The following is a 21,101-nucleotide window of genomic DNA, read 5'->3' as shown; positions in this document are numbered from 1 at the left end:
AACATGGGTTAACAGCCCTGCTGGAAATATTGATTTGTACAGATTTTCTTATATTCATTAAAATACCTGACAGCATGAAACCAACCAGACTGCTTATGCTTGTACTCATCCTTCTGAGTACAGCATATTCGTATGCACAAACCATGATTCGCGGAAAAATTACGGATGGAAAAACCGGCGCCCCGTTGCAGGGTGTTTCGGTAAAAATAAAATCCAGCAACCTGGGGACTGTAACCAATGCCTCGGGTTTATTTGCGCTTAAAGCCCTACCCACAGACCTTTTGGAAATCACAATGGTCGGATATACAAACCGCGAGGTTAGTGTGGGCAGCCAAACAGACCTTACTATAAACCTGGAGCCCAGCATCACCGACCTCAGTGGTGTAGTGCTGGTGGGTACACGCCGCGCCGGAAGGGTGAAAATTGAAACCCCGGTACCGGTTGATGTTGTAAATGTGGCACAGGTATCACTGCCGACAGCGCGGATGGACCTTACTTCCATTATCAACTACGCTGCGCCTTCCTTCAACTATAACAAGCAAAGCGGTAGCGATGGCGCCGATCATATTGACCTGGCTACCCTCCGCGGACTCGGTCCGGATCAGACCCTTGTATTGGTGAATGGTAAACGCAGGCACCAGACAGCATTTATTGCGGTATTCGGCTCACGTGGCCGGGGTAACTCAGGTACCGACCTGAGTGCTTTACCTATTGGCGCTATTGACCGCGTTGAAATTTTGCGCGATGGCGCCTCAGCGCAATATGGCTCCGATGCTATTGCCGGTGTAATTAACATCATACTGAAAAAGAACACCGGTGTATTATCAGGAGATGTAGGTTGGTCGGCCTATATGGATGGCAAATACAATCCGGCTTTGAAAAAGGAACTCGGTCAATATGTGTATGGCAATAAAATTGATGGCAATGCCTTCAATGCCAACCTGAATTATGGCGTTGCCCTGAAGAACGATGGTTTCATCAATTTCACCGGTAATTTCCTGACCAACGGCAAAACCTTTCGCCAGACCTTAACCACCAAGGAAACTGATAAAGACTGGTTACCCACCAATATTTACCGCCGCGCTAATGGTGATGCGTCACTGACAGCCGGTGGCATATTCTATAATGCGGAACTGCCAAAAGCAATCGGCAACAGCACTTTCTATTCTTTTGGCGGATTTAATGCCAAGTCATCAGATTCCTACGCATTCACCCGTAACTGGTCAGCCCGCCCGGACCGTTTCCCTACCGATGAAAGCGGTGCCAGGATTGATGTTCCCGGGATCATGCAAACAACTTCCGACGGTGAAACCTACTACAACCCCCATATACAAACGAAAATCAATGATTATTCCATTGCAGCCGGATTTAAAGGTGTAGTCGGTAAATGGGATTGGGATATCAGCAACAGCCTTGGCGTAAATGATTTTCATTTTTATGGCGACAAAACTTTTAATGCTTCAAAAGGAGCCACCCAAACCCATTTTGACGATGGCGGTTTCAGCTTCCTGCAAAACACCGTTAATGCCAGTATGACCAGGGCATACGATAATATAGCCCAGGGACTGAACCTCTCTTTCGGTGCGGAGTACCGGTTCGAGAATTACAAGATCAAATCAGGCGAAGAAGCTTCTTACAAGAACTATGATCCAACAGGTGCAAAAGCAGGTGGCTCACAGGGCTTCCCTGGCTACCAGCCTGCAGATGTTGTGAATGCTACCCGGTCTGTGGTTGGTGGTTATGCCGATGCTGAAATTGATATCACCAAAAAATGGCTGGTGGGTACCGCAATAAGGCTGGAGAATTACAGCGATTTTGGAACCACGTTTAATTATAAAGTTGCCACACGCTATAAACTCGCTAAGAATTTTAATATCCGTGGTTCTTACAGCACGGGCTTCCGCGCACCTTCACTGCAACAGATCAACTTCTCTTCCACCTTCACCACTGTGCAGGGCGCTGATATAAAAGAAGTAAAAATTGCACCTAACTATAGCCCGATAACGGCAGCAGCAGGCATCCCGAAACTGACACAGGAAAAATCCCAGAATGCAAGCCTTGGTTTCACGACCAAATTAGCACAGGGCTTATCCCTTACAGTAGATGGCTATTGGGTGCAGGTAAAAGACCGCGTGGTATTATCAGGACAGTTTAGTGCAACTGACGAAGGGCTCGATACAAGCCTTACCAATGCCATGAAAAACCTGGATGTAGCGCTTGCACAATTTTTCGCAAATGCGGTAAATACCACCAATACCGGTGTTGATATCGTACTGGAGTACAATAAAAAAATCGGCAAACGTACAATACGTGCCTTGCTGACTGGAAATATCCAGCATATGACCATCGACAAAGTAAACGTTCCCGATAAATTGAACGGCACACAAGACCTGCAGGCTACTTTTCTTTCTGAAAGGGAAAAAGCATTCATCCTGGCTTCAGCACCCAATGCAAAATTCGGGTTAACACTCGAGCATAACTGGGAGAAATTTGGCGTTGGCCTTCGCCTGACATATTTCGGCAAGCAAACTTTGTTGGGTTATGGAGATGGCACAGCAGAAGATTTCAATCCGCCGTTTGAGCGCGGTGACCTTTATGCCTATGTACCGGCTGATGCAGGTGGTGCAAAAGTGAAAGACCAGTATGTTTATGGCGGCAAGGTGGTGCCGGATATTTATATGTCTTACCAGTTCAACAAAAAACTGGGATTGTACTGGGGCGTTGACAATTTCCTCAATATCCACCCCGATATGAGTTTTGCACCCGGAGCAAAAGGCTGGGCTTACAATAATGAAACCGGCGGTCCATGGGATGCGGTACAAATGGGTTCAAACGGATTGAGGATGTTTGTACGCGTGGGATTCAAATTATAATAGCAGCATACATTACCCATTGGGGTATAAAAAAGTCCGCGGCAAAACCGCGGACTTTTTTTATGCTTAACAGCAGGGCTTCCTGGATCAGCCCATAAACTGTGCGATGAGCGAATGAAAATGGTGAGTCCCTTTTTCATGCTTAACGGAATACCGGCCATGGCTATAAAATCGTGACCTGATGCCCCGCTGCACCTGTTCCACCACTTCTTCATCTTCGTGTTCAACAGTGTCCAATCCGCTGCCCGCGCCCATTCCCAGGCGGCTTTCGTCATATACAAAACTCAGGAAAGAGACTTTACATACAGAAGGTGAAATTGGTTGCACCAGGTTAAAAGACAGTCCCCATGGATAAAAATTAAACATCATATTCGGGAAGGCCCAGAAATAATAGGCTGCAACTTCCTTTCCATAATCAGGAGAATCAGCAGGCAAATCAAAACAGCTATCCCCTTTTTTGCCGATACCAATTTGCAGGTTGCAATATTTAAACACTTCGGTACTGTACTCGCCAAAATCCAATACCGCATTGAGGCCGGCATGGACAAAAGGTATATGGAACCCTTCCAGGTAATTTTCGCAATACAGCGCCCAGCTCGCATTTACGGTATAATCCTTTGAAAGATCAGCACGGAATACAAGCTTGTCCAGGGGCAACCAGCCAACCCTGTCGATCATTTCCCTGAAATAAGTTTCCGCAGGCACCAGCGGGTTAAGGGAAGTGAATAACAATTTGCCCCATTGAAAAACCGGGAGTTGTTTCAGGTCGTCTGCAGCGGTTGGAAAATCTTCCACTTCTTTAAACTCGGGCATTGAGCGGAAGCGGCCATCAAGGTCAAAAAGCCGGCCATGGTATTTACAACGAAGCTGGCTGGTTTTACAAGACTCATAGGCAATGAGGTTTCCACGATGGGTACAAACATTTGAAAGGCAATTCAGCTTTCCCGATTTATCCTTCGTTAGTACCAGCGGTTCATCCAGGTAATTCTCAAGAAGGAAAAATGGAATACAATCGCCGCTTTCCTTAGCCTGGTCGGTTGTTCCGATGAATTGCCAGGATGGCGAAAAAATTCGCTCTCTCGCTGATTCAAAATATTTGGGATCGATATAAAAGCTGGTGTCAAGGGTCTTTGCCCTGGCAATATTGGGGTCAATTGAAAACTGTGGCATGCCAAAACTTAGTTTCCGGAAATCTAGATGATTACCCCGGAATTATGAAAAGTAAAATTTATTGTCTTCCGCGCCGATCTTGTAAATAATAATATCAGTATTCTTGTTTTTGTACTGGCTTGAAAAAATGGTGGAGAATAAACCGGTTGCATCAAAAAGATGGCGCAGCAAGGGAAAATAATAGATTATATAAACATCCTGCCTGTTTCCCCTGCAGTAACTGATGATTTTTTCAATTACCTCCTTCATGGTTTTATCACCGAATGGATTAAAAAGGTAAATCAGGTTAGTACCGGCCGGGATAGGAAACCTGGTTGCATCATCGCAATAAACTTCATAGGGCGTTGTAAAACCCTTTTCCTGCAAAATCTTACAATTGTGCATGGCTTTCTGCGCTGATTGTTCATCGATATCAACACCTACAACTTTCTTAAACCCCTTTACCATTCCAACAGACAATATCCTGCCAGAGCCACAGCCAAAATCCAGCAAACTAAGTTGGGAATATTCAACGGCAAGATTTTTTAGTCCCTTGAATATGTAATAGAAATAGGAGGCTTCATTCCTGACCACATCCTTATGGGTCGCTTTTGCACAGCTCTCCTCTACATTTTTTATAAAACTTGTATGGTTAACCCCTATAGATTTGAACTTTAATTTATAGCCATATTCAAAGGCCTTTTCCTGGATAATCCTTGAAACGCCCTTATTTTTTAATTGGTATCCCCAATTGTCATATTTATCCAGCACCTTTTGAACTATACCCATAACCGCGCTTTCACTTGATGAATAATTATCATAAGTTAAGCAAAATTCGGTGTCAAAACATTTTTATTTGCAGACCGGGCCTGCGAAAGGAAGAAGTATCTAATTCCCAGCGGGATTCGTTAAGGTGGAAATGTTTACAGAATTTTTTGAATTGCTGGCTTAATAAGTCGGCCACTTCCCCTTCACCCCGCATCCGTGTACCGAAGCGGCTATCGTTCACCTGACCGCCATGCCCCTCTTCGATGCTGTGCCAAACCTTGTCGGCCCTGTCCGGGAAATTAGTATAGAGCCAGTCGTGAAAAATCAATTTTACAGCACCGTTCAGGCGCACGAAATTATAACCGGCGAATTGGGCGCCGGCTTTTGCGGCAGCGGCCAAAATGGAAGGCATTTCATGGTCGTTTAATCCCGGGATCATAGGTCCCAGCATTACCCCTGCCCTTACGCCCGATTCATTCAATTCCCTCACGACACGGAGCCGCTGTGCTGTTGTTGTCGTTCTTGGTTCCATAGCTCTACGCAGGTTTTCATCGAGGCTGGTAACCGAAACAATTACAGTGGCCAGGCTGCGCTTGCCCATTTCCGACAACAAATCCTTATCGCGCAATACACCGGCATTTTTTGTGATTATGCCAATAGGCTGGTTAAATTCATTGCATATTTCCAGCAGCCTTCGGGTAATACGATATTTCTGCTCTGCCGGCTGGTAACAATCGGTATTTCCGCTGATGGAAATCGGCAAACATTCCCATCCGGGTTTCAGCAGGAATTTCCTGAGCAGTTCAGGCGCATTCTTCTTTATGATGATATTCCTTTCAAAATCAAGTCCGGCGCTATAGCCCCAATACTCATGCGAATTCCGGGCATAGCAGTAAACACAACCATGTTCACAACCCTGGTAAGGGTTCATGCTGTAAAACATATTCACGTCCACACTATCCACCTTATTCACCAGGCTTTTAGCTACCTGTTCAATATAGCGTGTAGCCGGATCGGGCTCGGTCCAGTCGTCAATGGCTTCAACATGTTCCCGGCTGGCAGTTTGCTGGTTAAACCGGTTGCTGGTATTAATCTGGGCACCCCGCCCTTTTTTTTGTTGTTTCATGCTTCAAACAAACTGGCCTGCCTTATGCCAACGGGCAGGTTCCTGAATTCAAAGCGTTGCGCGATTTGCCAGTGCAGCTCGCCAGGCCTGCGTTTCAGCAATAAGGCAGCTTCTGCCATGAATTGAGCCGTAAACTGCTTAGCAGCATATTGTTTCCAGGCTTTATCATAAATTCCGGGTTTTAACCGGGAAGCGACTATGACCTGGTGCTCACCCGGAAAGAAGGCTGCCTGGTCTTTATCGGGCCGCAGGAAATGTTGTATGGTCTTCAGCGACTTTGTACACTGCTGCAAATGATTTTTGCTGGTTACGGGAATATAAATGGAATGGGATGGCTGGCTGGCAAAGCCTTTCAGGTTTACAGGAAAAGGTTGCCATCCCATGATCAATTGCTGCAGGGAATGCCTGAGCTTTTGTTCCAGCAATTGCCGCTGTTTAAATTTCACCAGGGGCAACATGATCGCCGAAGATTTTGCTGATGGCATGTCGAACTGTTCTGCAAATTGCAGCTTTACCTTCCGCAACTTTTCTTTTAAGGCTTCAGGCAATACCAATACCAACTGGTATTCATATACCTGGTATCCTTGCAGTGATACCAGGCTTCCATATTGGTTTACTTCCGTTGTACTTTGCATTGTTTCCATTTGATGTCATTTAATCTTTATTTCCATAATGATCGGTCCGGGTAAGTCCCTTTGGGGAAAGCATCAGGCGACTCACCAATCCTTTTTCGCCAGCAAGGCTATTTTCTTTCAGCAGGCCAATTTCTTCCACTTCCATATCCGCCCTGAATGTCCTGCCGGAAAAATCTAGTAACACTTCCATTTCCTGCTTTGGGTCAATTTGCGGAGCCAACAGGATTCGCGGATGGTGGTTGATTGCAATACCCGGACAGCCATTTCCCTTTAGCAGTCCATCAATAATCCTTAACCCTTCAGCCAGCCCCCTGAATGGGCCCGGGTCCTGCACCCTTACATATAGCGGATAACCTGGCATACTGCCATAGTTATTGAAGCATACTGAAAATGCTTCCTGCTGCCCAATAATCCGGTGCAACCAGCGCAACAGGGTTTCTTCCATTTCCTCCTTGGCCATAAAGCTGGCCAGCAAAAGCTGCCATGGCCCTTTCGAGAAAACGGCAGCGCCAAATGCCTGGTTAGCATAAGCCTGCTCTTCTTCCAGGTGCTGCAGAATTTCCCGCGGCGGATTAATCACCAACTGGTATTGGCATAGCCCGCGTTCCCGGAAAATCCCCATCCCCTGCACAAGACCATGGTGAATGTCAGCCACGGCCGTATCCCCTGATTTTTCCATAAACAAATATTTAAGCGGCCAATTTATTTAGTATAAATTTACTAAGTATTTTAGCATCTCCAAATATTTTTTTATGGACATCGATAACTTATTTACATCTACCTATAAAGGCAGCAAATCCTTTGACCAGCAACAGGTGAGAACCGCCAATGCTACTGGTTTCGGGGCCGCGGCCGATGATTATGCCGAAAGGGGCATCGATCTCAACGAGCAGCTGATCAGGAATAAACCGGCCACATTTTTTTTACGGGTGAGCGGTGAAGCCATGATCGGGGCCGGTATCCACGACGGCGACCTCGTAATTGTTGACCGTTCCATCAAACCGCAAAGCGGAAAAATTGTGATAGCCGTATTGAACGGGGATATGCTCATCAGGCGGTTTGAAAAAAACTTCAACAAGATGCGGCTGATCCCTGAAACCAACCGGCTTGCACCGATAGATATAGATCCCTCCTGCGAGGAATTTAGTATCTGGGGGGTGGTTACTTATGTGGTGCATGGGGTATGAATATAGTGAATGGTGAATAGTGAATAGTGAATGGGCGGAAGGGGATAGGGAATCGGGTCTCGGCTTTCTTCCAATTCACTATTCACCATTCCCCATTCCCCATTCCCCATTCACCATTCCCCATTCACTATTCACCATTCACCATTCCCCCCCACCATGCTCGCCCTCATCGACTGCAACTCTTTCTACTGCTCCTGCGAACGGTTGTTCCGTCCTTCGCTGGAAGGCAGGCCCGTTGTTGTCTTAAGTAATAACGATGGCTGTGTCATTGCCCGCAGCGATGAGGCAAAAGCCCTGGGCATAGCCATGGGTGCCCCTTATTTTCAATGCCGCGACCTCATCAGGGAAAAAAATGTTGCTGTATTCTCTTCCAATTATGCCCTCTATGGCGACCTGAGCATGCGGGTGATGGATAGTTTGCGGCAACTGATGGGGGCCGGCAATGTTGAAGTTTATTCTGTTGATGAAGCTTTTGTGAGCCTGCAAAACCTGCCCGAAAATGAACTCGAAAACCTGGCAATCAATATCAGGCAAACTGTAGAAACCTGGACCGGCATTAAGGTATCTATCGGTATCGCAAAGACGAAAGTTTTGTGTAAAGTAGCCAACAGGCTGGCGAAAAAAAACAAGGAGAAAAGCGGTTGTATTTATATCCTGAATACGAATGCCGAAACCAGGGAGGCCCTGTCGCAAACCGAAGTAGGTGAAATTTGGGGTATTGGTTACCGTTATGCAGAAAAAATGCGGCAACTGGGCATTGAATCTGCCCTCACCCTAAGCCAGATGCCCCTGGAATGGGCAAGGAAAAATATGGGTGGGGTAGTCGGGCAAAGGCTCATCAGGGAATTAAATGGCGATCCATGCCTCACCATGAAAGATCCCCTCGAAAAAAAACAAATGATCGGCACATCCCGCATGTTCGGCAAACCTGTTTATGCTTTGCAGGATGTCCGCGAAGCTGTGGCCACCTATACAGCCAGGGCGGCAGAAAAATTACGCCGCCAGCAAAGCGCCGCAGCTTTCCTGGAAGTCTACCTGGTCACAGCGGCCGACAACAGGTTCACCTACCATCCCAAAAGACACAGCCTCAGTGTCCGCCTGCCCAAACCCAGCGCTTTAACCAATGAGCTGATCAGCTATGCCATGCCGTTAGTGGAAACCCTTTTCCGGGATGGCCCTAAATACCTGAAAGCCGGCATATTGCTCGGCGGGCTGGTACCTGAAGAAACCATCCAGGGAAACTTATTCGCAAAAGACCCCAAAGCACAATTAAAACAACTGATGCTGGCAGTTGACAATATAAATTTCAGCCAGGGGAATGAAATGGTGAAGTATGCCGCCTCTGGACTGGAACGTTCCTGGAAAATGCGCCAGGAGCTCATCAGCCCGAGGTACACCACCCGCTGGAAAGAATTATTTGAAGTACGATAAAGCGCAATTCAGTAACTTCCTGATCTATGCAAAAGCGAAAAAAAAGTTCATCCGCTACTGAATTTTTCAGGGGCATAGCCAGGACCTTACTCACACGGCCGGTTACCTGGACAGCCAACAGAATTTCCTCGGCGCCAAAACAGGAAAATGTGAATGCGGCACTGAGTGAACTCTACCGGTCTATTACCCGGGAACCCGGAAAAATGGGGCCTCTGGTCAATTTCCATCCCGATGAAAATCCTATCATCATTTTTTCAGACATGCACAAAGGGACCCGCGATGGCTCCGATGATTTCGCCAACTGCGAAGAGAATTTCCTGGCAGCACTGGATCATTACAACAAAAGGAAATTTTATTACCTCAACCTGGGCGACAGTGAAGAGCTCTGGGAAAATATTTTACCCGCCGTCATCAAATCGAACAAAGCCTGCTTTGAGGCTGAAGGGAAATTCCTTGAAAGGAATGCCTTCATAAAACTTTTTGGCAATCACGATCTCTATTGGGGCTATGACCTGCTGGCCAGCGCGGTTTTGAAAAGTATTTACAAGATGCCACTAAAAGCGCATGCCGGCGCAGTTTTGCGGGCAAATTTACCCAACGGGAATCTCGACATCTTCTGTACCCACGGGCACCAGGGCGACTCGCAAAGCGATGGAAACGCTTTCAGCAAATGGTTTGTGAGTTATATCTGGGGGCCTTTACAATCCTTCCTGGAAATCAATACCAACACACCGTCCTGCAATGAGGAAAACAAAACCCTCCATAACCAATTCATGTATGAGTGGAGCGCGGTGCAGGAAAACCTGGTGCTGGTTACCGGGCATACCCACCAGCCGGTTTTCAATTCCCTTACCCACCTTGAAAGCCTGTACCTGCAACTGGAAGCGGCCAGGTCAAAAAATGATGAAGCTGCTATCAATACCATATTGGCCGAAATACCCCGGCGCCGCCGCGAATATGACTACGTGAACCAGTCGTACCAAAGCATGAAACCCAGCTATTTCAATGCCGGCTGTTGTTGTTATGCAGATGGAGATATAACCGGAATTGAAATTGCCGAAGGGTATATGCGCCTTGTAAAATGGGGTAAAAAAGAAGGTGTGCCCACCAGGATAGTTGCAGATGAAATCCACCTGGTTGAACTGGCCGGTAAAATTACTGGCTGATCAGTCCGAATAATATTTTCTCAGCCACAGGGGTCATCACAGCCGTGGTATCCTGCAACCAATGCCGCTTAAACGCCAGGATTGCCGCTGTGCTGTCTTTCACATCATAACCAACAAGGCGCAGCGCTATCAGGTGGTCGAAACCGTTAGGAACCTGCAGCATGCTCGTATCTTTATACCAGGTACCAAAACCACGGTCTGCCAGGTCTTTCCAGGGAAAACGCCAATTGGGGTCATTCTTGCGGGTTGGTGCAATATCACCATGCCCTACAAAATTTGCAGCCGGAATATTATACCGCTGCTTCAGGGTATCCAGCAACCGGTAAAGGCTGTTGAGTTGCCTTGGGTCAAAATCTTCAAACCCGTTATTATCCAGTTCAATGCCAATGCTGGATGAATTCAGATCGGTCGCATTGCCCCATTTAGCCACACCGGCGTGGTGTGCACGCAGGTAATCATTCAGCATCTGGTGAATGGTGCCATCCTTGCAGATCACATAATGCGCACTCACCTGTGTACGGGGCGTGGTAAAGGTTTTGAGGGTTTGGCCACAACTATCCTGCGCAGTATGGTGAATAACCACATAATTGGGTTTGCGCATACTAAAATTGGTGGTGCCTACCCAATATTCCCCGTTATCCAGGCTGTTATCTGGAGGAAATTGCCGTAGTTTCCTGGTAAAGCTTTTAACCTGCTTTTTTTGCGCCTTATTCGTTTTTGCAAACGGCTGGCGGCTGCAGGCAAAAATGGTGGCTGCACCAATCAACAGTAAAGTATACGCGCTGAATACCTTCATAGCAAAACAAGAGGCATTTGTTAAGCGTCGCCGCCGCCTGATGGATTTCTCTTTTCAATTTTCTTAGGTACCCCGGTACGCTGGCTTCCTTCCGGTCGTTGCGTTCCTTCAGTTCGAGGTGCCCTTTCAGGGCGCGGCCCGCTTTCATTGTGGCGACCATTTTCCTGGCGATGGCCCTGCCCGGAATGTTTTGGCCTGGCAATATGGTGTCCGCCGCCTGCCTGCCTGTGACCGCCCTGGTGTTCGGCACGATGGCCACCACCTGACCTGCGGTGCACGATATATTCCGGGGCTTTTCCCAATTCAGGGGGCACAGGCGCTTTCTCCACTACCTTGCCGATCAGGGATTCAATCCGGGAAAACCGGCCAATCTCTTTGTCACTAACCAGGGTGAACGCCTTTCCTTCTTTTTCTGCCCTGGCTGTCCGGCCAATACGGTGTACATAATCTTCCCCGTCATGAGGAACATCATAATTCACAACAACATCAATAGTATCAATATCAATACCCCTCGACAATACATCTGTGGCCACAATTACCGGGATCCGCCCGCTTTTGAAGCCCTGCAACAGGTCTTCGCGCTCGGATTGTTCCAGGTCGGAATGGATTTCTGCCACATTTAAATTGGCGCGTTTTAAGGTTTGTGTAAGCTGCTTCACCGTTTGCTTGCGGGAACAGAAAATGATCAGGCTGCGGTGGGGTGTTTCCCGGATAATATGCTGGATCAGCGCATCCTTCTGGGGTTCATACACAACATAGGCTTTCTGGTCAATCTTTTCAGGCGGCTTCGACAAAGCAATATTCACTTCAACAGGGTCCTTCAAAATCTTTTTAGCCAGGCTGCGGATTTTTTCCGGCATGGTGGCAGAAAAGAGCAGGCTCTGCCTTTTCGCCGGCAACTGCCTGATAATGCGCATGATGTCGTCATGGAAGCCCATGTCCAGCATCCTGTCGGCTTCATCCAGCACCAGGTATTGCAATTCATCAAACTTCACATAGCCCATATTCAGGTGGGCAATCAGTTTACCCGGCGTACAGATTACCAGGTCTACCCCTTTTTGTAGGGCCTGTTTTTCCTGCACAAAGGCATTCCCGTCTCCACCACCATAAATGGCAATACTGCTGATAGGGGTAAAATAGGCCATCCCTTCCACTGCCTGCGCTATCTGCACAGCCAGTTCGCGGGTGGGGACTATGATAATACCACTGGTATGGCCTTCATGCCGGTGTTCAATCAGTTTACTTAAAACCGGGAGCAGGAAAGCAGCTGTTTTACCTGTACCGGTTTGGGCAGAGGCTATAATATCACGGCCGGCCAGGATGGTCGGCATCACTTTTTCCTGAATAGGGGTTAGGGTTATGTATCCTGTGGCTTCGATCCCTTCCATTAGTCCCGGATCGAGGGACAATTCACTAAACTTCACAAATAAATTACATTTCTTATTCCCGTAAAGATAGTGCAAAAGGGGGCAAGGGCAATCTATGGTTGAACACTATACATTTCCTATAAAGTTTATAGACTGAATATTCCTAAGTTTGCACCCCGAATAAATCATATATGAAACAAAGAATTATCCTCTGCACCCTGTTGCTGGTTTTTTATGTTTTGTGCCCTTTCAGCGGCTGGTCGCAGAATGGCGCACTGGTTTTCCAGACTGATTTTGGCCTGAAAGATGGCGCCGTTTCCGCAATGAAAGGGGTAGCTTTTGGTGTTTCCCCGCAGCTTAAACAGTTTGACCTGACCCATGAAATTCCTGCTTTTGATATTTGGCAGGCCGCTTACAGGCTGCAACAAACTGTTGCCTATTGGCCCGCCGGTACTGTTTTCGTTTCGGTAGTTGACCCGGGGGTCGGGTCTGTCCGCAAATCGGTGGTCGCCAAAATCCATACCGGCCAGTATATTGTTACGCCCGACAACGGCACACTTACCCTTCTGGCCGAAACGATTGGCATCGACTCCCTGAGGCAGATTGATGAAAAGGTAAACAGGCTGAAAGGTTCGGATGAATCCTACACTTTCCACGGCCGTGATGTGTATGCCTATACCGGGGCGCGGTTGGCGGCCGGAGTGATCCGGTACGAAGAAGTAGGTCCTGCTTTACCTGTTGATATTGTAAAGATCCCCTACCAGCCCGCCCGCTTCGACAAAGGCATTTTCAGCGGAACCATCCCGGTACTTGACGTGCAATACGGCAACGTTTGGACGAATATTCCTTTGTCCCTGCTTAAAGAAAACGGGATCCGGTATGGCGATCAGCTTAAAGTTTCGGTGTTCAATAATAAAAAGCTTTTATACTCCGGTGTCATGCCATTCGCAACCACATTTTCAGCAGTGGCACCCGGCCAGCCGGTTGCCTATGCCAACAGCCTGTTGCAATTTGCATTTGGCATAAACCAGGGCAGCTTCGCTAAAAAACATGCTGTAAGCAGCGGCGGAAACTGGATTGTAACCATCCAAAAAACAGCACCAAAAAATAAATAACCATGAGACCAATCCTAACGCTTCTTTTAGCAACAGTTATTTTCCCTGCATTCCTGCAGGCGCAACCGGTAAAAGTTTCCGGGACTGTCCGCGGGAACTCCGGGGAACCCCTGGCAGGTGCATCGATAGTGGATAATACGCGCAAAAGCGCCACCACAACCGACAATGAAGGCCGCTTTTCATTAACGCTAAACCCGGCAGAAAGCAAAACGCTGACGATTTCGGCTATTGGTTACCGCGATACCGTGGTAAATGCCAATGGTGCTTCAACAGAACTTAATGTCCAACTCCAGGCTGTGAATAATTTCCTTAATGAGGTAACTGTTGTCGGGTCGAGGTCAAGCCGCAGTGGCCTGAAATCTGCCGTTCCGGTCGATATAATTGATTTTCGGAATGCCACTAAAATACTGCCACAATACGACCTCAACCAGGCACTTACCTACCTGGCACCATCCTTTAATTCCAATCGCCAGTCCTCAGCCGACGGAACAGAACATATTGATCCGGCAAGCCTCCGCGGATTAGGTCCTGACCAGGTATTGGTGCTGGTGAATGGTAAACGCAGGCATACCACTTCCCTCGTAAACTACCAGGGTACTGTTGGTAACGGCAGTGTTGGAACTGACCTGAATACAATTCCGGCTGCTGCCATTGAGCGCATTGAAGTTTTACGCGATGGGGCAGCTGCGCAATACGGCTCCGATGCAATTGCAGGTGTAATCAACGTTGTGCTGAAGAAGAACAACCACGACCTGAACGTCAATGTTACCGGGGGAGCAACCTCTAAAGGGGATGGCGGAACCGCGCAGCTTAACCTGAATAAAGGTTGGTCGCTGGGAAAAAACGGGGGTTACCTGAACCTGACCGGCGATATGTTGTACCGCGACCGCACTAACCGCACCCAACACCACGACCTGATCATTTACGACCAAAGCGCGCTGGGTAATTTTTTCGCGTATGATTTTACAGAAAACCCGGCAGCTTCAAGGGCTTATGACGACAGTGTGCTTTCTGCCCGCAAGCTGACCCGCGATGACCATGACTTTGCCGTAGGAGATGCCCGTATCCGTAATGGCTCCGCATTCGCGAACCTGGCCCTTCCTTTCGGTAAAAACCAGCAACACGAATTCTATGCTTTCAGCGGAATCAACTACCGTCATGGCGACGGGTTTGGTTTCCGCCGCCTGCCCAGCGAAACAAGCAATGTGGTTGAATCTATTTTCCCCAATGGCTTCCAGCCTTCCACACAATCTGCAATCTGGGACCAGTCTATCGCTGCCGGGGTGCGCCTCCAGCTGCCCTCCGATTGGAAACTGGATATCTCCAATACATTTGGGCATAACAGCTTCGAATACACGACGGCCAATACAAACAATGCTACGCTTCGCGAAAAAAGTCCGACTACTTTCAAAAGCGGCAGTCACGCTTTCACGCAGAACACCATCAATGCAGATATAAAAAAATTCTTCCCGACTGTTGCATCCGGGTTGAACCTCGCTTTCGGTACAGAATTCAGGATCGACCAATACCAGATCAAGGCCGGCGAGGAAGCATCCTGGAGAAATTATGCATATAGTGCAGATGGAACTACCATCATTGACTCAAGCCTGCTGGATTATGCCGGGGGCGCCCAGTCATTTGTTGGTTTCGCACCAAGGGATGCCACCAAAGTAAGCCGTAACAATATTGCCTTTTATGCCGATGGGGAAATTGACATTACGAAGAAATTCCTGGTAGCAGGCGCTGCCCGCTTTGAACAATACAGTGATTTTGGTGGCACACTTAATGGCAAACTGGCCCTTCGGTACCAGTTCACTGATGCATTCGGACTCCGTGGTGCGGTAAGTACCGGATTCCGGGCCCCAAGCCTTCACCAGCAATATTTCAGCTATAGCAGTACAGATATCCTGCCCGATGGAAAACTCGGGCAATCTGGTTTCTTCCCGAATAACAGCGAAGTGGCCAAAGGCTTAGGTATCCCTAAACTGAAAGAAGAAACATCTGTGAATGCCAGTGCCGGATTCACCCTCTCCCCCAATAGTCACCTCAGGGTAAGCGTTGACGGATACCTGATCAAAATTGACAACCGCATAGCCCTTACCGGTAATTTCGGGTATGATGCCTATGGCGAGCCTGTTCCGGAAATCCAGGACCTGCTGAAGCCTTATGGCGTAGCTTCTGCCCGATTTTTTGCAAACGCAGTGAACACAACCACCACTGGAATAGACCTTGTGGCTTCCTACAATTTCAATGCAGGCAAAAACAGGTTTGATGTTATTCTAGCAGGCAATTACAATGAAAACAAAGTGGGAAATACCCTGCATATCCCTGATGCGCTGAAGGGACAGGAAGATATTTTCTTCGGTCCGGTGGAAAGGTCCATCATCGAAACCTATACACCCAGGACCAAGGGTAGCCTTGCGATCAACCACCACCTCGGCAAATTCACCAATATGCTGCGATTCACTTATTTTGGCAAAGTGACCCGCAATGGTTATCCGTTTGGGGAATTGCAGGAGCATAAAGGCAAAGTGGTTACTGACCTTACTGTATCTTATGCCATTTCGAAAAGCCTTTCTGCAACCATAGGTGCCAATAACCTGTTGAATGTGTATCCCGACAAACAGGTGTATGCGAACAGTTATTTTGGGGTATTCAAATATGCCCCGGTACAGATGGGTGCGAACGGGACTTATTTCTTTGCTAGGTTAAGCTTCACTTTATAAAAAACTAAAAACAATCCACCTGCCATTGGCGAATAAATTCCCCGCCGGGTAAGAGGGATTGGATGCCTTCCTTGGTGGTCAATTGCTGGTCATGGTTAACATGGTCAGCAATTCCACACCAGGGTTCCAGGCAAACAAAAGGCGCATTTGGAGCAGCCCAGATGCCGAAAAAAGGAAACCCTTCCCATGCGAATTTTATACCATGCGGGTGCTTGCTGCATTCCAGCCTGATTTCCGTATCGGGTAAATTTTTTAACACAAGGGCATCTTCCGCAAAAAGGGATTTCGTTAATGGCAGCCTGCCATCTTTCAATGCTATCTTTTCAGTTGTATCGGTTATCAATCCGCCCTTCAGTTTGAAGCGGCTCAATTCGGTTGACCGGTTAAAAACCAGCGAATAGTCATCATAGTTTGTCCCAGGGTTATTAATGGGCAGCGGCACTGCAAATGCAGGATGCGCACCAACCGAAAACCAAAGGCGGTCATCGCCTGTATTTAATACACTATAACTGCATGCCAGCTGGTCCTGTAGCAGGCGATACCGCAATTGCAGGCGGAATGCAAACGGGTAAACCATTCGGCTTTCCGCATCATCGTTCAAGGTGAATACAGCAGATGATTGATCAGGTTGTTCAACAGAAAAAACCCGGTCGCGCGCGAAACCATGCCTTGCCAGCGAATATTGTTTGCCGTTATAGCTATACTTATTGTCCTTGAGTTCGCCGACTATAGGAAACAAGACCGGCGAAAATTTACCCCAATACGCGGGATCACCACTCCACATATAATTAATCCCTGTTTCGGCACTAACCAGTTCCTGCAATTCTGCGCCTTTGGGATGGATCTTAACCCTAAGAAAATCGTTTTGAAGCGTTACCATAGTGGGCATTTTAATAATGCCACAATATTAAGATCTTCCATCCTTACTACCGGCATTGCTGGCAGATATTGGTTCGAGGTCATTTAATCCGGCTTCGCTAAACACCCCAATAATCAAACTGGTCGGCATTCATATAAAATTTACAACCCATCACCTGCCCCAGGCAAACATCGGGTTCAGCGACGTCAATTATTTTGTACGTCTCTTTAAAAAATCAGAGCTACACCTTCAGGTTCTTCGCAAACCTTTTCAGGTCGGCCATTTCAACAGCCGACAACTGTTCATTGTTATCATATTTTGCTTTTAAAAACAGGGCCGTCTTGTGTTGCGGATACTTAGACAAAATTGCATCTATCAGTTCGCCGGCAACAGGATCTTTCTGGTACATCGGTTTTATTTCCGGTGGTACAGATTTTATCCGTGTAGGCATACGCATAATCAGGGCTTCCAGGGTAGCCAGCTTTCCCGGGTTGAGGTCCTTTATTTTTTCGGCTTTACCAAATAAACCCTGCAACTGCTTCTTGCTTAAACTTCCCCGCTGCAGGTATTGCTTATACAAGCTGATCACAAATGAAGAGACCGGGTAGGCCATGATGCACTCTTCCAACACTTCATTCACAATGTCTATCTCAGGTTTCTTTTTTTCCATGCACCATTAATTATTCTGAAGGCATAATCACCCTTTCAATGCCCAGTTTCCTGCACACCGCATTTAGTTCAGCCAATCCCGATTTTACAATGCCATCATATTCATCTTTCAATGGTTTCCAGTTACCGTCAAGCACATTCAGTTGCTCTTTTTGTCCATCAGTAACAAAGGGAATATTAACATCCATTTCCCCTTTCAGGAAAATATAATCGGCACTTAACCTGTTGATATAATTGATGATATCGTCATTGCTTTGTGCTTTATTCTGCACCAGTTCATCCTCCCATTTATTCATCCGGGCCAATAAGGCCTGTGCTGATTTTTTTGCTTCTGTATAACGGTCATCATTGCCGATTACGCTGATCAATTGCGTTACCTGGTCTTTTGCCACCCGCATTTTTAATACCGACTGATGAATATCCCTAACGCCGTTTTCTGTGCGGGTGAGGTATTCATGCTGTTCCTGGTAATCTGCTGTAGCAGCTTTGATTCTTGGGTCAGGCAAAATGGTGAAAGCCCATTTTTGAACGGTCGTACCAACTTTCAATGTGGCGGTATACTTACCCGGAGGTGATTTATGGCCTTCGTAACTACCTTCAATAAAGACAGTGGGCACACCTGGTAAAATCGGGTATCGCTGGTCCCAGACAAAGCGGTTCAGTCCGGCTTTACGTACAAGGGTTGGTTCAGGTGAAGGTCCGCCGGGAAAGCCGACAAATTTCGGATTTGCACTATCAGCAAAACTCCTTACAGTTTCCCCTTTTTCATTGGTGATGGTTAAACTCACACGAAGGCTATCAGAGCCTTTTGGGATATAATAATAAAATACAGCTCCCGAAGGCGCATTTACGCCACTAAAAGCTGCGCTTGCCCCTTCTTCTTCATCGTGTGAAGGTCCATCCAGTATGCTGCCTCCACTGGTGCGGTACACTGAAGCCGGGCCATAGAACTGAACTGCTTTACCTGATTTTATGGCTGCAAAATTCCTCAGCATGTACAAGTCATCCAGTATCCAGAAAGCCCTTCCCATGGTTGAAGCAAGCAGGTTACCCTGGTGAACTTTCAAATCAGTTATTGGTGTAACAGGGAGGTTCAGCTGCAGTTGCGTCCAGGCATCTCCGCTATTAAATGAAATATAGAAACCGGTTTCTGTCCCTGCATACAGTAGGCCTTTTTGCTGGTCATCTTCCCGGATTACACGGGTATATGCATTGGGCGCAATGCCATTATTAATGCGCGTCCAGGTCTTTCCATAATCGGTGGTCCTGAAAAGCATGGGTGAATAATCATTCCATTTGTAGCGGGTGCAGGCAATGTAGGCTGTTGCTTTATCATGGGGCGACACTTCGATGCTGTTCACAAGGCATTCTGGCAGGCCGGCTGGCGTAACATTTGCCCAGTTAGCCCCGTTATCGCGGGTCAGGTAAACCAACCCGTCATCACTGCCGGTCCAGATCACGCCTTTTTCATGGGGCGATTCTTTTACATAAGCAAGCGTGGCATAGTTTTCACCACCAGCGCCTTCATTGGTATAAGGGATACCACTCATGCCCATTTTAGCAGTGTCGTGGCGGGTCAGGTCAGGAGAAACAACCGTCCAGCTCTTACCCATATTACTGGTTTTAAACAAGCGGTTACCGGCATGGTAAAAAGTATTGGGCTCATGCATCGACCAGATAATCGGGGCATTCCAGTTAAAACGGTACTTCATGTTCTTCGGTTGAAGGCTCTGGTATTGGATGGGTGCAACCATTACACCTTTGCCTTCCTTAATATCCTGGTCGTGCAGGTCAATAGTTCCCTGGTAACTGCCACCCATTACATATTTTGGATTATCGGGATCAAAAGCCAGGAAGGCGCTTTCCCCTCCGGCACTGAATGTCCATTCCCTTTCGCCGATGCGGTATCCACCCGGATTACGGCTTGCGATCATAACCGAGGTATTGTCTTGTTGACCGGCATATAAATAATAAGGGAAACGGTTATCGGCATTAACCCGGTAGAATTGTGCAGTGGGCTGGTTGTCTTGCGTGCTCCAGATTTTACCGCCGTTAAAGCTGACTGCAGCGCCACCGTCATTGGCGATGATCATGTTTTCAGGGTTATCAGGATTGATCCAGAGTTGGTGAAAATCGCCATGGGTGCCGCTAATATAGGACCAGGTTTTCCCACCATCATCAGATTTGAGTCCGGGTGAGTTGAAAACATACAATACATTATCATTTTTTGGATCCACGGCAATTTCAATATAATACCAGGCACGTTGGGTTAACCGGTGGTCCTTACTCACACGGTTAAACGATTTACCGGCATCATAGCTGGCAAATAAACCACCCAGTTCTTTTTGGGTATCGCTTTCCACCAGTGCATAAACTTTATTAGGATTTGACCTGCAAACTTCAATGGCCATTTTTCCCTTTTGGGCCGGTAGCCCGTTTTCCAGTTTTGCCCAGGTTAGTCCGCCGTCGGTTGATTTGTACAGGTTACTTCCAGGCCCGCCGCTTTTTATTTCCCAGGGCAAACGGTGGTACTCCCACATTGCGGCATATAAAATCCTGGGGTTGGTCATATCCATGCTTAGATCTGCGCAGCCCGTATTTTCATCCACATACAAAATATTTTTCCAGCTAACGCCGCCGTCGGTACTCATGTAAATGCCTCGGTCTTTTGTAGGGCCGTTGATAGCGCCCTGGGCAGCCACATAAATAATATCGGGATTGGTTGGATGGATCCTGATAGCAGAGATCTGGCGGGTCAGTTCGAGGCCTATTTTCTTCCAGGTCTTGCCCGCATCGGTACTCTTGTACACGCCGTCACCGTATGAAGTCATCACTCCGCGGGGAGCATGTTCGCCCATGCCTACCACAACAATATTTGGGTCGGAAGCAGAAACAGCAATGGCACCAACTGAACCAGTGGTGAAAAATCCATCAGAAATATTTACCCAGCTTTGACCGCCATCGGTTGTTTTCCAGACACCGCCTCCGGTGGTACCCATGTAATAGGTTTGGTCATTCCCTTTTACTCCTGAAACGGCCACTGAGCGACCGCCCCGGAACGGACCGATATTGCGCCATTTTACTGCTTTCATCAATTCAGCAGGATCCGGTTCGCCGGCATCTGCTGAAGCCAGTTCAGATTTGCTTTTTTGTGTGGTGGTTTTCTTTTTCGGTTGCGCATAGGAGTTTAATGCAACCAGTATACTTAGTAACAGGAAGAACTGTTTCATCAGT

16 protein-coding genes are annotated in these 21,101 nt (G+C 47.5%); 6 read left to right on the top strand and 10 right to left on the bottom strand.

Going from position 1 to position 21,101, the window contains the following annotated elements; genetic code table 11:
• The first annotated feature begins 74 nt into the window (after window positions 1-74).
• A complete protein-coding gene (locus tag LAQ65_RS12700; protein ID WP_224117345.1) occupies window positions 75-2,873 on the top strand; it encodes a TonB-dependent receptor in 2,799 nt (932 codons plus the stop codon).
• 87 nt (window positions 2,874-2,960) lie between these two features.
• Here LAQ65_RS12700 and LAQ65_RS12695 read toward each other — a convergent pair whose 3' ends face one another.
• The 5 genes from LAQ65_RS12695 to LAQ65_RS12675 are packed head-to-tail and all read right to left on the bottom strand — an operon-like array spanning window position 2,961 to window position 7,230.
• Window positions 2,961-4,043 carry an aromatic ring-hydroxylating oxygenase subunit alpha gene (locus tag LAQ65_RS12695; protein WP_224117344.1) on the bottom strand — a complete coding sequence of 361 codons (1,083 nt, stop codon included), beginning with the start codon at window positions 4,041-4,043 and terminating at the stop codon, window positions 2,961-2,963.
• Window positions 4,044-4,085: 42 nt separating this feature from the next.
• Entirely contained in the window at window positions 4,086-4,811 is a 726-nt protein-coding gene (locus LAQ65_RS12690) for a class I SAM-dependent methyltransferase (RefSeq protein ID WP_224117343.1), read from the bottom strand.
• 52 nt (window positions 4,812-4,863) lie between these two features.
• Window positions 4,864-5,916, bottom strand: a complete 1,053-nt coding sequence (locus LAQ65_RS12685; protein ID WP_224117342.1) for a PA0069 family radical SAM protein — start codon at window positions 5,914-5,916, stop codon at window positions 4,864-4,866.
• Window positions 5,913-6,560 (bottom strand): 2'-5' RNA ligase family protein, encoded by a 648-nt coding sequence (locus LAQ65_RS12680; RefSeq protein WP_224117341.1) that lies wholly within the window; start codon window positions 6,558-6,560, stop codon window positions 5,913-5,915. Before LAQ65_RS12680 ends, LAQ65_RS12685 begins: the two co-directional genes overlap by 4 nt.
• Before the next feature lie 10 nt (window positions 6,561-6,570).
• Window positions 6,571-7,230, bottom strand: coding sequence for a 2'-5' RNA ligase family protein (locus LAQ65_RS12675; RefSeq protein ID WP_224117340.1), 660 nt, complete (start codon window positions 7,228-7,230; stop codon window positions 6,571-6,573).
• 73 nt (window positions 7,231-7,303) lie between these two features.
• On the opposite strand from LAQ65_RS12675, the gene LAQ65_RS12670 reads away from it, so the two are divergent.
• From LAQ65_RS12670 to LAQ65_RS12660, 3 genes are all read left to right on the top strand, one after another.
• On the top strand, window positions 7,304-7,738 hold the full coding sequence (locus LAQ65_RS12670; RefSeq protein ID WP_224117339.1) for a LexA family protein: 435 nt from the start codon (window positions 7,304-7,306) through the stop codon (window positions 7,736-7,738).
• A gap of 156 nt (window positions 7,739-7,894) precedes the next feature.
• Complete coding sequence (locus LAQ65_RS12665) at window positions 7,895-9,169, top strand: Y-family DNA polymerase (RefSeq protein ID WP_224117338.1); 1,275 nt, start codon at window positions 7,895-7,897, stop codon at window positions 9,167-9,169.
• 26 nt (window positions 9,170-9,195) lie between these two features.
• Window positions 9,196-10,335 (top strand): metallophosphoesterase, encoded by a 1,140-nt coding sequence (locus tag LAQ65_RS12660; protein WP_224117337.1) that lies wholly within the window; start codon window positions 9,196-9,198, stop codon window positions 10,333-10,335.
• Here the strand turns inward: LAQ65_RS12660 and LAQ65_RS12655 are convergent.
• On the bottom strand, window positions 10,325-11,131 hold the full coding sequence (locus LAQ65_RS12655) for an N-acetylmuramoyl-L-alanine amidase (protein WP_224117336.1): 807 nt from the start codon (window positions 11,129-11,131) through the stop codon (window positions 10,325-10,327). The two genes, LAQ65_RS12660 and LAQ65_RS12655, sit on opposite strands and share 11 nt — an antisense overlap.
• Window positions 11,132-11,151: 20 nt before the next feature.
• Window positions 11,152-12,555, bottom strand: coding sequence for a DEAD/DEAH box helicase (locus LAQ65_RS12650; protein ID WP_224117335.1), 1,404 nt, complete (start codon window positions 12,553-12,555; stop codon window positions 11,152-11,154).
• 134 nt (window positions 12,556-12,689) lie between these two features.
• Here LAQ65_RS12650 and LAQ65_RS12645 point away from each other — a divergent pair, with 134 nt between their 5' ends.
• Together LAQ65_RS12645 and LAQ65_RS12640 are read left to right on the top strand one after the other, a co-directional pair.
• Complete coding sequence (locus tag LAQ65_RS12645; protein ID WP_224117334.1) at window positions 12,690-13,613, top strand: SAM hydrolase/SAM-dependent halogenase family protein; 924 nt, start codon at window positions 12,690-12,692, stop codon at window positions 13,611-13,613.
• A gap of 2 nt (window positions 13,614-13,615) precedes the next feature.
• A complete protein-coding gene (locus tag LAQ65_RS12640; protein WP_224117333.1) occupies window positions 13,616-16,339 on the top strand; it encodes a TonB-dependent receptor in 2,724 nt (907 codons plus the stop codon).
• Between the two features lie 4 nt (window positions 16,340-16,343).
• Here the strand turns inward: LAQ65_RS12640 and LAQ65_RS12635 are convergent, their stop codons facing one another.
• The 3 genes from LAQ65_RS12635 to LAQ65_RS12620 all read right to left on the bottom strand — a co-directional run bounded on the left by LAQ65_RS12635 (window position 16,344) and on the right by LAQ65_RS12620 (window position 21,097).
• Entirely contained in the window at window positions 16,344-17,219 is an 876-nt protein-coding gene (locus LAQ65_RS12635; RefSeq protein ID WP_224117332.1) for an aldose 1-epimerase family protein, read from the bottom strand.
• 220 nt (window positions 17,220-17,439) lie between these two features.
• Window positions 17,440-17,868: a hypothetical protein gene (locus tag LAQ65_RS12625; RefSeq protein ID WP_224117331.1), complete on the bottom strand. Its 429-nt coding sequence runs from the start codon at window positions 17,866-17,868 to the stop codon at window positions 17,440-17,442.
• A 10-nt stretch (window positions 17,869-17,878) separates the two neighbouring features.
• Window positions 17,879-21,097 carry a WD40/YVTN/BNR-like repeat-containing protein gene (locus tag LAQ65_RS12620; RefSeq protein WP_224117330.1) on the bottom strand — a complete coding sequence of 1,073 codons (3,219 nt, stop codon included), beginning with the start codon at window positions 21,095-21,097 and terminating at the stop codon, window positions 17,879-17,881.
• Between the last annotated feature and the right edge of the window lie 4 nt (window positions 21,098-21,101).

This window comes from Flavihumibacter profundi, assembly GCF_020076305.1.
In the GTDB taxonomy this organism is placed as follows: domain Bacteria; phylum Bacteroidota; class Bacteroidia; order Chitinophagales; family Chitinophagaceae; genus Flavihumibacter; species Flavihumibacter profundi.
This window is presented reverse-complemented; position numbering and strand designations above follow the sequence as displayed.

Bases quoted from the DNA above. Each gene is read 5' to 3' on its own strand.
- LAQ65_RS12700 (WP_224117345.1), top strand. From the start codon at position 75: ATGAAACCAACCAGACTGCTTATGCTTGTACTCATCCTTCTGAGTACA.
- LAQ65_RS12695 (WP_224117344.1), bottom strand. From the start codon at position 4,043: ATGCCACAGTTTTCAATTGACCCCAATATTGCCAGGGCAAAGACCCTT.
- LAQ65_RS12690 (WP_224117343.1), bottom strand. From the start codon at position 4,811: ATGGGTATAGTTCAAAAGGTGCTGGATAAATATGACAATTGGGGATAC.
- LAQ65_RS12685 (WP_224117342.1), bottom strand. From the start codon at position 5,916: ATGAAACAACAAAAAAAAGGGCGGGGTGCCCAGATTAATACCAGCAAC.
- LAQ65_RS12680 (WP_224117341.1), bottom strand. From the start codon at position 6,560: ATGGAAACAATGCAAAGTACAACGGAAGTAAACCAATATGGAAGCCTG.
- LAQ65_RS12675 (WP_224117340.1), bottom strand. From the start codon at position 7,230: ATGGAAAAATCAGGGGATACGGCCGTGGCTGACATTCACCATGGTCTT.
- LAQ65_RS12670 (WP_224117339.1), top strand. From the start codon at position 7,304: ATGGACATCGATAACTTATTTACATCTACCTATAAAGGCAGCAAATCC.
- LAQ65_RS12665 (WP_224117338.1), top strand. From the start codon at position 7,895: ATGCTCGCCCTCATCGACTGCAACTCTTTCTACTGCTCCTGCGAACGG.
- LAQ65_RS12660 (WP_224117337.1), top strand. From the start codon at position 9,196: ATGCAAAAGCGAAAAAAAAGTTCATCCGCTACTGAATTTTTCAGGGGC.
- LAQ65_RS12655 (WP_224117336.1), bottom strand. From the start codon at position 11,131: ATGAAGGTATTCAGCGCGTATACTTTACTGTTGATTGGTGCAGCCACC.
- LAQ65_RS12645 (WP_224117334.1), top strand. From the start codon at position 12,690: ATGAAACAAAGAATTATCCTCTGCACCCTGTTGCTGGTTTTTTATGTT.
- LAQ65_RS12640 (WP_224117333.1), top strand. From the start codon at position 13,616: ATGAGACCAATCCTAACGCTTCTTTTAGCAACAGTTATTTTCCCTGCA.
- LAQ65_RS12635 (WP_224117332.1), bottom strand. From the start codon at position 17,219: ATGGTAACGCTTCAAAACGATTTTCTTAGGGTTAAGATCCATCCCAAA.
- LAQ65_RS12625 (WP_224117331.1), bottom strand. From the start codon at position 17,868: ATGGAAAAAAAGAAACCTGAGATAGACATTGTGAATGAAGTGTTGGAA.
- LAQ65_RS12620 (WP_224117330.1), bottom strand. From the start codon at position 21,097: ATGAAACAGTTCTTCCTGTTACTAAGTATACTGGTTGCATTAAACTCC.